The sequence below is a fragment of the Micromonospora musae genome (genome assembly GCF_003626545.1).
GTDB classification, from domain to species: Bacteria; Actinomycetota; Actinomycetes; order Mycobacteriales; family Micromonosporaceae; genus Micromonospora; species Micromonospora musae.
The window spans coordinates 547,423-556,827 of the sequence record NZ_RAZS01000006.1 but is presented as its reverse complement, the minus strand read 5'-3'; the positions used below and the strand labels follow the sequence as shown (position 1 = coordinate 556,827).

The window sequence follows — 9,405 nt, the reverse complement described above, 5'->3', positions numbered from 1 at the left end:
CAGCGTTCGTCCTGAGCCAGGATCAAACTCTCCAACAAAAATCTTTGTGGAAAAAATGTCCCGGCAACAAAATGTTGCCAAAGGAATCCCAACCGGAAGATCCCGAAGAATCAACCAGTCCGGGGTAATAATCAATTTGGCACTGGCTTATCAAGCACCCTGTTGAGTTCTCAAAGAACAACCACACACCGTTCAGAAGCTCCGCTCCGCGGAACCCGTCTCGGGGCAACCGTTCCAAACTACCCGGTCCGAACTTCGCTGTCAACTCTACCAGAGAAGATCAACTGCTTCGTCGGGGCCCACGTCGACGCACGCCCGATTGAGGCGGTCGTTGCTGTCGTGGGAAACCGCAGACCGGCCGATCGCCGCTTCGCGGCCATCCGCCCGGCTCCTGCCGGCTTCAGTACTTTACCCGGTCGGCTTCGCGTTCGCAACTCCGAATTTCCGGAGTGTTTTCGCACCGCCCGCTCCAGCCTCGCTCGGCGTTCCCGCCACGAACCTGGGCGCCCGTTCTCGGCCGGTTTGTCCGGCCTCCCCCGTGCAGAGAGAAAGTTACGCGGACGCCCCGAAGAAGGCAAATCAACGCCGGTCACTGTCCGTGGATGACGCCCCGAATCCGTCGGGCGAGACCCTCGCAGACCCGGAGCGACACCCGCCGGCCACGCTTGCGTACCGCCCCTGTTCGACCCCGCCCGCCGCCCGGATCACCGCGCGACCCGGTGCGGCAGCCGACCCAGCCGTACGCACTCGGATGACTGCCCCTTGCGACCCTGCTCACCGGCGCCGATACGTGTCAGAGTGTCTGTCATGGATGTCGACTCCGGGCCGTCCGCCGCCCCGCTCGCCGAAGAGGCGGTGCTCGGGCTGCTGCTGCCCTTCTGGCAGCTGGTGATCGGCGCCTTCGTCCTCGTCGTCGTCGTACTGTCGGTCGGCCGGCTGGCCCGGCGAGGGCCCTCCCGCATGACCACCGCGCTGGTGGTGACCGCGGCCGCGATCGCCGGCTTCGCCCTGGTGGGTGTCCTGCTGCAGGGGTGACCCGGTCAGAGCCGCCGGTTGGCCAGGCTCGGCAGCTCGGCCCGGATGGCGGCGAGCCGGTCGAGATCCAGATCGGCGAAGGCCACACCGGAGCCGTCCGGCACCTGGCAGAGCACCGTCCCCCAGGCGTCGACGACCATGCTGCGGCCGAAACAGGTCCGCCCCGGCTCGTGATCACCGATCTGACCGGCGGCCACGACGTAGCACTGGTTCTCGATGGCGCGAGCGCGCAGCAGCACCTCCCAGTGATCGCGACCGGTGTGCTGCATGAACGCGGCGGGAACCACGAGCACCTGGGCGTCGCCCTCGGTCGCGAGTCGCCGGTAGAGCTCAGGAAAGCGCAGGTCGTAGCAGATCGACAAGCCGACGCGTACGCCGTCGACGGTCACCACCACCGGCTGATCCCCCGGCGCCACCGTCGCCGACTCCCGGTACGAGACCCGGCCGGGAATCTCCACGTCGTAAAGGTGGATCTTCCGGTAGCTGGCGGCGAGCGCGCCGGCGCGGTCGAAGACCAGCGAGGTGTTCCAGGTGTGCTCCGGGTCCGGGCCGGCCTCGTGGAACGAGCCGGCGATCACCCAGATACCCAGCCGACGCGCGACGGAGGCGAAGAACTCGCCGACCTCCCCGTCGACCGGCTCGGCTGCGGGCATGCCGGGCCCAGGGCCGAGGTAGTCGACGTACTCCGGTAGGAGCGCGAAGTCCGCGCCGCCGGCCGCGGCGCGCTCCAGCAACTCCTCCGCGGCGGCGAGGTTGGCCTTGCGGTCCTCGCGCGTGTTGAGCTGGCAGACGGCGACACGCATGAGCCTCAGCGTACGGGGACAGCGGCCCGCCGGACAGGGTCGGTGAGCCGCCAACCCTCAGCCCCGGCAGGCGGGCCCCCGGAACTCAGGCGGACTTCTCCTCGCGATCCCGGCGGGCACGCCGGCCGGTGAACTCGCGCGGCACGATCGTCGGGTTGACGTTCTCGAGCACCACTTCGCGAGTGATCAGCACCCGCGCGGCGTCCGGGTTGCTTGGCACCTCGTACATCACGGAGAGCAGGACCTCTTCCATGATCGCCCGCAATCCGCGCGCACCCGTACCGCGCAGCATGGCCTGATCGGCGATCGCCTCCAGCGCCGGCTCCTCGAACTCCAGCTCGACGCCGTCGAGCTCGAAGAGGCGCTGATATTGGCGTACCAGCGCGTTGCGGGGTTCGGTGAGGATCTGCACCAGGGCGTCGCGGTCGAGGCTGCGCACGCTGGTGATCACCGGAAGCCGGCCGATGAACTCGGGGATCAGCCCGAACTTGAGCATGTCCTCCGGCATGACCTGGCTGAAGATGTCGTCGGTCGAGCGCTCGGAGACCGATCGGAGCCGGGCGCCGAAGCCGGTCCCGCCGGAACCGGTGCGGGCCTCGATGATCTGGTCGAGCCCGGCGAAGGCACCACCGCAGATGAAGAGCACGTTGGTGGTGTCGATCTGGATGAACTCCTGGTGCGGGTGTTTCCGGCCGCCCTGCGGCGGCACGTTCGCCACGGTGCCTTCCAGCATCTTGAGCAGCGCCTGCTGAACGCCCTCGCCGGAGACGTCCCGCGTGATCGACGGGTTCTCCGACTTGCGGGCGATCTTGTCGACCTCGTCGATGTAGATGATGCCGGTCTCGGCGCGCTTGATGTCGTAGTCGGCGGCCTGGATGAGCTTGAGGAGGATGTTCTCCACGTCCTCACCGACGTAGCCGGCCTCGGTGAGGGCGGTGGCGTCGGCGATCGCGAACGGGACGTTCAACATCCGGGCGAGGGTCTGCGCCAGGTGGGTCTTCCCGCACCCCGTCGGCCCGAGCAGCAGGATGTTGGACTTCGCCAGCTCGACGGTGTCCGAACCGGGGGCACCGGACGCCTCGGCCTGGATGCGCTTGTAGTGGTTGTAGACCGCTACCGAGAGCGCCTTCTTGGCCTGGTCCTGGCCGACGACGTAGTTGTCGAGGAACTGGCAGATCTCCATCGGCTTGGGAAGCTCTTCCCACTTCACCTCGCCGGACTCGGCCAGCTCCTCCTCGATGATCTCGTTGCAGAGATCGATGCACTCGTCGCAGATGTAGACGCCGGGCCCCGCAATGAGCTTCTTGACCTGCTTCTGCGACTTACCGCAGAAGGAGCACTTCAGTAGGTCGCCGCCGTCACCGATCCGTGCCACCTACGTTCTCCCTGCACTCAATCGGCCGGAGACCCGGCCATGACCTGCGGCGGCTACGCCCCGCCCGTCTCTTGCACCCCGCCGGTCCGACCCAGCGAAGCGGTACAGACCCGACGTTACCCGCTGGCGGAGTTTTCTCCGACCCCCAAAACGGGTGTGTCAGAGGCCGGCCGGGATCGACGCCCCGACCGACCTCTGACCCGAAATCGGTCAGCTGGCGGCGTTGGCGGCCAGCAGGCCCTTCTTGCGGCTGGTCAGGATGGTGTCGACCAGCCCGTACTCGCGGGACTCCTCGGCCGTCATGATCTTGTCACGGTCGATGTCCTTGCGAACCTGCTCGATCGGGCGGTTGCAGTGGCGGGACAGCATGTCCTCCAGCTGCGTCCGCATCCGCAGGATCTCCCGAGCCTGGATCTCGATGTCCGAGCCCTGCCCGTAGCCGCCCTCGGTGGCCGGCTGGTGGATGATGATCCGCGAGTTCGGCAGCGCCATCCGCTTACCCGGGGTGCCGGCCGCGAGCAGCACCGCGGCGGCGCTGGCCGCCTGACCCAGACAGACCGTCTGAATGTCCGGCCGGACGTACTGCATGGTGTCGTAGATCGCCGTCATGGCCGTGAACGAGCCGCCCGGCGAGTTGATGTACATGATGATGTCGCGGTCCGGGTCGGTGCCCTCCAGCGTCAGCAGCTGGGCCATCACGTCGTTCGCCGACGCGTCGTCCACCTGGACGCCGAGGAAGATGATCCGGTCCTCGAAGAGCTTGTTGTACGGGTTGGACTCCTTCACCCCGTACGAGGTGCGCTCCACGAACGACGGCAGCACGTAGCGGTTGTGCACGGCCGCGAACTGGGGTGGCAAACTCAGGTCGGTCATCGTCAGCTCCTCAGCTCAGAGTCCCGGCACCCTCCGGAACCTGGGTGGCTCCGGTGATGACCTTGTCGATGAAGCCGTAGTCCACGGCCTCCTGGGCGGTGAACCAACGGTCGCGGTCCGAGTCCGCCTCGATCTGCGCGGGGGCCTGACCGGTGTGGTGAGAGACCCGCTCCTGGAACATCCGCTTCGTGTAGAGCATCTGCTCCGCCTGGATGGCGATGTCGGCGGCGGTGCCACCCACGCCACCCGACGGCTGGTGCATCATGATCCGCGCGTGCGGCAGGGCGTAACGCTTGCCCTTCGTGCCCGCGCAGAGCAGCAGCTGCCCCATCGAGGCGGCCATGCCCATCGCGACGGTCGACACGTCGTTGTCGATGAACTGCATGGTGTCGTAGATCGCCATGCCCGAGTAGACCGAGCCACCCGGCGAGTTGATCCAGAGGTTGATGTCGCGGTCCGGGTCCTCCGCGGCGAGCAGCAGCAGCTGCGCGCAGATGCGGTTGGCGACCTGGTCGGTCACCTCGCTGCCCAGGAAGATGATCCGCTCCTTGAGCAACCGGTTGTAGACCGAGTCGTCGAGGTTGCCAATGTTGTCGCCACCTCGGGCGTCAATCGCCCGGAGCGGCTTCGGTGGGATGTGCATGTCGGTCATGGCAGCCCTTCGCTCTCCGTACCGTCCTACCCGACACTAACCGCTCTGCCGGGCGGCAGAGTCCCGGTCGTGGCACTGTTCGCTCACAGCGCAGCCACCGTCGGGACGTACCCGGAAAAGGGTTTTGGCCGCCACCCACCGCAAGCGGCGGATGACGGCCTCTCCCCGATGATCAGTGCTCGTGGTTGTGGTGCTCGGCCTCGTTGGCGGCCCGCAGCGCGTCGAGGCTGACCTCGTTGCCCGCGGCGTCCTTGATCGTGATCCGCTCCATGATCGAAGAGAGGACCTTGCCGCGCCGGACGTCGCCGTAGACAGCGGGCGCCGTGCCCGAGCGCACGAGCTGGTCGTAGTACTGCTGCGGGGCCATCCCGGCGTGCTGGGCCCGGTGCACGATCTCGTGACCGAACTCGTCGTCCGAGACCTCGACGTTCTCGGCGTCGGCGACGGTGTCCAGCAGCAGCTGGACCTTGACGCCCTGAGTGGCGGCGTCGGTCAGCTCGGTGTCGATCTGCTCCTCGGTCTTCTCCTCCGAGGCGAGGTAGTCCTCCATGGTGGCGCCGATCCGCTCGAGCTGGTCGACCATGGCCTGCTTGCGGCTCGCGACCTCCTCGCGGACGACCCCCTCCGGCGCCGGCACCTCGGCGGCGGCGACCAGCTGCTCCAGCGCCTTGTCCCGGGCGGCGTAGATCTGCTCGACCTGCTTACCCCGGGTGACCCGCTCGCGCAGGTCGTTGCGGAGCTCCTCGATGGTGTCGAACTCGCTCGCCAGCTGGGCGAACTCGTCGTCCAGCTCCGGCAGCTCCTTCTCCTTGACCGTGCGAACGGTCACCGCCACGTCGGCGTCCCGACCGGCGTAGTCGCCGCCGACCAGCTGGGTGGTGAAGGTCTTGCTCTCGCCGGCCGCGACGCCGACCACGGCCTCGTCCAGGCCCGGAAGGAGCTGCTTGCTGCCGACCTCGTGCGAGATGTTGCTGGCCGAGCCGCCCGGCACGTCCTCACCGTCGACGGTGGCGTTCAGGTCGATCTGGACGTAGTCGCCCTCCTGGGCGGCCCGCTCCACGGTCTTCAGCGTCGCGAACCGCTCACGCAGGTTCTTCACCTGCTCGTCGATCTCGCTGTCGTCGATCTGGAGCTCGTCCACCGTCACCTCGACGGTGGCGAGGTCGGGCAGCGTGATCTCCGGGCGGACGTCGACCTCGGCGGTGAAGTTCAGCGAGTCACCGTCGTTGAACTCGGTGATCTCGACCTCGGGGCGACCGAGCGTCTTCAGGTCGTGCTCACGGACCGCGGCGAGAATCTGCTGCGGGATGGCCTCCTGCACCGCCTCGTTGAGGACGGTGCCCCGGCCCACCCGCTGGTCGATCACCGCGGCCGGCACCTTGCCCCGGCGGAAGCCGGGAACCTGGACCTGCTGGCCGATCTCCCGGTACGCCTTCTGGAGGCTCGGCTCGAGCTCGACGAACGGCACCTCGATGGCGAGCCGCACGCGCGTCGGGCTCAGAGTCTCGACGGTGCTCTTCACAGGCGTACTCCTTGACGGATCTCAGTTGAGTCTGGGCGTGGATTCAGCCCATCGAGTGTAGGCGAGCCGGCCGGGCACTCCGGCAGCGCCCGGGAACCGCAGCGGAAAACGGCGGCACCCGGGGCGACCCGGCCGCGGACGACAGTCGGGGTGGCGGGATTTGAACCCACGGCCCCTCGCTCCCAAAGCGAGTGCGCTACCAAGCTGCGCCACACCCCGTGGCGACGAAGAGTGTATGCCTTCGCGCCCCGGCTCGGGCCTCGGGGCGGACTCCGCCGGGCCCGTTTTCCCGGGAAGTCGCGGTGTCGGCGCGTCGGGACGGCGCGACGCACCCACAAGTCGAGTCGACCTCGGATGCCCGTGCGGCGCGGCGAGCCGGGTGCGGCTGCGCGCGGCACCGGGACATTCGGTAGGCTGTCGGGCGCGCCCCGCGTCTCGGGGCGCACGCGGGCGTAGCTCAATGGCAGAGCTTCAGTCTTCCAAACTGACGGTGCGGGTTCGATTCCCGTCGCCCGCTCCACCCACGAAGGCCCAGGTAGACCGCATGATCGCGGCACCTGGGCCTTCCGCATCTCCCCCAGCGTGCGGGGAGGCGGAAGGTCCTACGCCTGACGAGGAGATTCGCTCCGACGCTGTGACTCCCACGGCCGCCTGGAAGCCACCGCCGGCGTCTCCGGCATCGTCATGGCAGTGCTTTCCGGAGGATGTAGTTGAGGCCGAACTCCGTCTCGCTGCTGCGTAAGTCGACGTAGCCCAGCCGCCGGTAGAACCCGTGCCCGGTGATGCTCGCGCCAGTTTCCATGTAGTCACAGCCCTCGGCCGCCGCGAGCAGCTCGATGTGACGCATCAATCGCCGTCCGACACCCTGGCCGGTCACCTCGGGATGGACGAACATGGTGAAGACCCTGTTGCCGTCGCGGGAGACGGTGCCCACGATCCCCGCCTGCTCGGCGACGAACATCTGCCGTTCGTCGGCGAGCTGCGCGATCCGCTCTTCAGAGAAGTGGCGGCACATGCGCTCGACGATCTCCGCAGGGTAATCGCGACTGTTGACCTCGCGCAGACACCGCTGGACGAGGTCGGCTACCGCCGAGCCGTCGCCAGGCCGGAACAGCCGGATCTGCACCACCTCGGCATCCTCTCCCAGGCCCACCGCTGCTGGAAATGGACGATCGGCCTCAAGACATGACACCTGCTCCTCCTGACGCGCTGCTGCCTCGTGCCGACTGCCAGCGGCTATCGGCGGCCGGCCGACCAAGGCCCGTCCCGGACGGATCGGCCGGAACGCGGCAGAGCGTTCAGACTTCAGCAGGTCGGTGATCGCGTCGAGGCCGGCGCAGCGGACTAGCCGCTCTCGGCGTCCCCGCGCCCGGCCGGCCGAAGGACCCGCCGATCCGCATCCTCGATGCCGTCGCGTACGGCCACCCGCACGACCCGGTAGAGGACGCCGAAGAAGACGGCGGTCAGCACGCAGGCCAGAACGATGGCGAAGAGCAGCTCGGGGAGTCGATTGCCGGAAGACATGCAGAGACGCTATGCGCCCGGCCCCGTCGGCGCTGTCCCACGTACCCCGTGGTGCAGTCGGGCGGGCCCGCAACGTCGCGGACCCGCCCGAAACCTGTGCCTGCCGGGTTACGTCACTGGCCGACCTTGACGCCCGGTTCACCGGCCATGAACTGGATGACCTGGCGCGGCTCCTGGCCCGGCCGGTCCGGGGCCCGCATCTTGCCGATCGGCAGGACCACGCGCCGGTACGTCCCTTCCAGCATCATCGCCGTGGCGGTGTACCAGGCGATCACGGCGGAGACGATGAAGATGTAGGCGCCCGCCGTCCGCCAGCCCGAGATGCCGGCGATCTGACCGATCGCCTGGCAGGTGGCGCCGGCGGCGAGCGTGGCGAGCACCGCCGCCAGACCGATGCTCTCCGCGAGCGCGGCGAACGTGCCCGACCAGGTGATCGCGGCGAGCGCGATGAACCAGTAGCCGAGCGGGACGAACGGGTTCGGCGGGGTCAGTGCGCCGACCGCGACGAGCAGGAAGAGCACGCCGTAGGCGAGCCAGAACGCCCCCCAGATTCCGTGCATCGCGGTGGCGAGGCCGTCGCGCGCCCGGTACGCCCACATTCCGGCGAGGAACTGGGCGAGCCCGCCGGTGAGGGCGGCGAAGGGGAACAGGAAACGTGGGGTTCCCGTGTCGCCGTACCAGCCGGCCAGGTTCGCCGCGACGACGAAGGTGGCCGCGGCGAAACCGAACAGGCCGAGGATGGACGGCGCGGCCACCGGCTGCAGTGAGATCTGGGCGTGGTTGCGCCAGAACTCGAACTCGCCGTCGTGCGGTTGCGCGTGTGAAACGCGGGACATCTGATCCTCCTCGTCACGACGGCGGACTCCCCGCCGGTCCGTCCGAACGTCGGCGCCGTCTACCCCCTCCGACGGCTCCCATTCACCTGCCTCTTCCCCCGGCACCGGGCCGGGCCACCGTCCGACCCGGTCGCACCGGGCCCCGCCGGACGGAAAATGGCTGGTCCGGTTCGGGTGTCGGGGCGAAAATCCGGCGCATGCCCCAAGCGACGCTGCACACCGCCCGGATCCGCCTCGTTCCGCTCGCCGACGAGCATCTCGACCACGAGGTGGAGCTCGACGCCGACCCCGAGGTGATGCGGTACCTCGGTCCGCCTCGTACCCGCGCGGAGGTGGAGGTCCTGCACGGGCGGCGGCTCGCGGCGGCGCGGCGGGTGCCGGGGCTCGGCTTCTGGGCCGGTCTCGTCGACGGGGACTTCGTCGGCTGGTGGATCCTCGAACCGCCGGAGCGCGCCGACCAGGGCCCGGTGGCGGGCCAGGCCGAACTGGGCTACCGCCTGCTGCGCCGGTACTGGCGCCGGGGGCTGGCCAGCGAGGGGGCCCGCGAGCTGATCCGGCACGGCTTCGAGGAGCTGGGCCTGAACCGGATCTTCGCCGAGACGATGACGGTGAACGAGGGGTCCCGCGCCACGATGGCCTCGGTGGGCCTGCGGTACGTCCGAACCTTCCACCTGGACTTCGACGATCCGCTGCCCGGCACGGAGCTCGGCGAGGTCGAGTACGCGCTCACCCGGGACGAGTGGCTCGCCGCCCGGTCGGCCGAGGCCGCACGACCCTGAGCCGAG

The 9,405-nt window shown here is 68.7% G+C and carries 10 protein-coding genes and 2 tRNA genes; 3 read left to right on the top strand and 9 right to left on the bottom strand.

What is annotated here, in order from left to right; translation table 11 throughout:
- Window positions 1–807 precede the first annotated feature (807 nt).
- On the top strand, window positions 808–1,035 hold the full coding sequence (locus tag D7147_RS19970; protein WP_120679806.1) for a hypothetical protein: 228 nt from the start codon (window positions 808–810) through the stop codon (window positions 1,033–1,035).
- A 5-nt stretch (window positions 1,036–1,040) separates the two neighbouring features.
- Here the strand turns inward: D7147_RS19970 and D7147_RS19965 are convergent, their stop codons facing one another.
- The 6 genes from D7147_RS19965 to D7147_RS19940 all read right to left on the bottom strand — a co-directional run bounded on the left by D7147_RS19965 (window position 1,041) and on the right by D7147_RS19940 (window position 6,479).
- Complete coding sequence (locus D7147_RS19965; RefSeq protein WP_120679804.1) at window positions 1,041–1,838, bottom strand: carbon-nitrogen hydrolase family protein; 798 nt, start codon at window positions 1,836–1,838, stop codon at window positions 1,041–1,043.
- An 85-nt stretch (window positions 1,839–1,923) separates the two neighbouring features.
- Window positions 1,924–3,213, bottom strand: coding sequence for an ATP-dependent Clp protease ATP-binding subunit ClpX (gene clpX / locus D7147_RS19960; RefSeq protein WP_120679802.1), 1,290 nt, complete (start codon window positions 3,211–3,213; stop codon window positions 1,924–1,926).
- Between the two features lie 210 nt (window positions 3,214–3,423).
- The gene (locus tag D7147_RS19955) at window positions 3,424–4,086 is read right to left on the bottom strand and encodes an ATP-dependent Clp protease proteolytic subunit (RefSeq protein ID WP_120679799.1); all 663 of its coding nucleotides are present in this window, start codon (window positions 4,084–4,086) and stop codon (window positions 3,424–3,426) included.
- Window positions 4,087–4,096: 10 nt separating this feature from the next.
- Window positions 4,097–4,738, bottom strand: a complete 642-nt coding sequence (locus D7147_RS19950; protein WP_120679797.1) for an ATP-dependent Clp protease proteolytic subunit — start codon at window positions 4,736–4,738, stop codon at window positions 4,097–4,099.
- 172 nt (window positions 4,739–4,910) lie between these two features.
- Window positions 4,911–6,260, bottom strand: coding sequence for a trigger factor (tig, locus tag D7147_RS19945; RefSeq protein WP_120679795.1), 1,350 nt, complete (start codon window positions 6,258–6,260; stop codon window positions 4,911–4,913).
- Window positions 6,261–6,405: 145 nt separating this feature from the next.
- Window positions 6,406–6,479 (bottom strand) — tRNA-Pro (locus D7147_RS19940).
- Window positions 6,480–6,706: 227 nt separating this feature from the next.
- Here D7147_RS19940 and D7147_RS19935 point away from each other — a divergent pair.
- Window positions 6,707–6,780, top strand: a tRNA-Gly gene (locus tag D7147_RS19935).
- A 162-nt stretch (window positions 6,781–6,942) separates the two neighbouring features.
- Here the strand turns inward: D7147_RS19935 and D7147_RS19930 are convergent.
- The 3 genes from D7147_RS19930 to D7147_RS19920 form a co-directional block, all read right to left on the bottom strand.
- Window positions 6,943–7,389 (bottom strand): GNAT family N-acetyltransferase, encoded by a 447-nt coding sequence (locus D7147_RS19930; protein WP_120679939.1) that lies wholly within the window; start codon window positions 7,387–7,389, stop codon window positions 6,943–6,945.
- A 215-nt stretch (window positions 7,390–7,604) separates the two neighbouring features.
- Entirely contained in the window at window positions 7,605–7,784 is a 180-nt protein-coding gene (locus tag D7147_RS19925; protein WP_120679793.1) for a hypothetical protein, read from the bottom strand.
- Window positions 7,785–7,897: 113 nt separating this feature from the next.
- The gene (locus tag D7147_RS19920) at window positions 7,898–8,620 is read right to left on the bottom strand and encodes an acetate uptake transporter family protein (RefSeq protein WP_120679791.1); all 723 of its coding nucleotides are present in this window, start codon (window positions 8,618–8,620) and stop codon (window positions 7,898–7,900) included.
- Between the two features lie 197 nt (window positions 8,621–8,817).
- Here D7147_RS19920 and D7147_RS19915 point away from each other — a divergent pair, with 197 nt between their 5' ends.
- Complete coding sequence (locus D7147_RS19915; protein ID WP_120679789.1) at window positions 8,818–9,399, top strand: GNAT family N-acetyltransferase; 582 nt, start codon at window positions 8,818–8,820, stop codon at window positions 9,397–9,399.
- Window positions 9,400–9,405: the final 6 nt, after the last annotated feature.

Bases quoted from the DNA above. Each gene is read 5' to 3' on its own strand.
- D7147_RS19920 (WP_120679791.1), bottom strand. From the start codon at position 8,620: ATGTCCCGCGTTTCACACGCGCAACCGCACGACGGCGAGTTCGAGTTC.
- D7147_RS19965 (WP_120679804.1), bottom strand. From the start codon at position 1,838: ATGCGTGTCGCCGTCTGCCAGCTCAACACGCGCGAGGACCGCAAGGCC.
- D7147_RS19955 (WP_120679799.1), bottom strand. From the start codon at position 4,086: ATGACCGACCTGAGTTTGCCACCCCAGTTCGCGGCCGTGCACAACCGC.
- D7147_RS19925 (WP_120679793.1), bottom strand. From the start codon at position 7,784: ATGTCTTCCGGCAATCGACTCCCCGAGCTGCTCTTCGCCATCGTTCTG.
- D7147_RS19970 (WP_120679806.1), top strand. From the start codon at position 808: ATGGATGTCGACTCCGGGCCGTCCGCCGCCCCGCTCGCCGAAGAGGCG.
- D7147_RS19915 (WP_120679789.1), top strand. From the start codon at position 8,818: ATGCCCCAAGCGACGCTGCACACCGCCCGGATCCGCCTCGTTCCGCTC.
- D7147_RS19950 (WP_120679797.1), bottom strand. From the start codon at position 4,738: ATGACCGACATGCACATCCCACCGAAGCCGCTCCGGGCGATTGACGCC.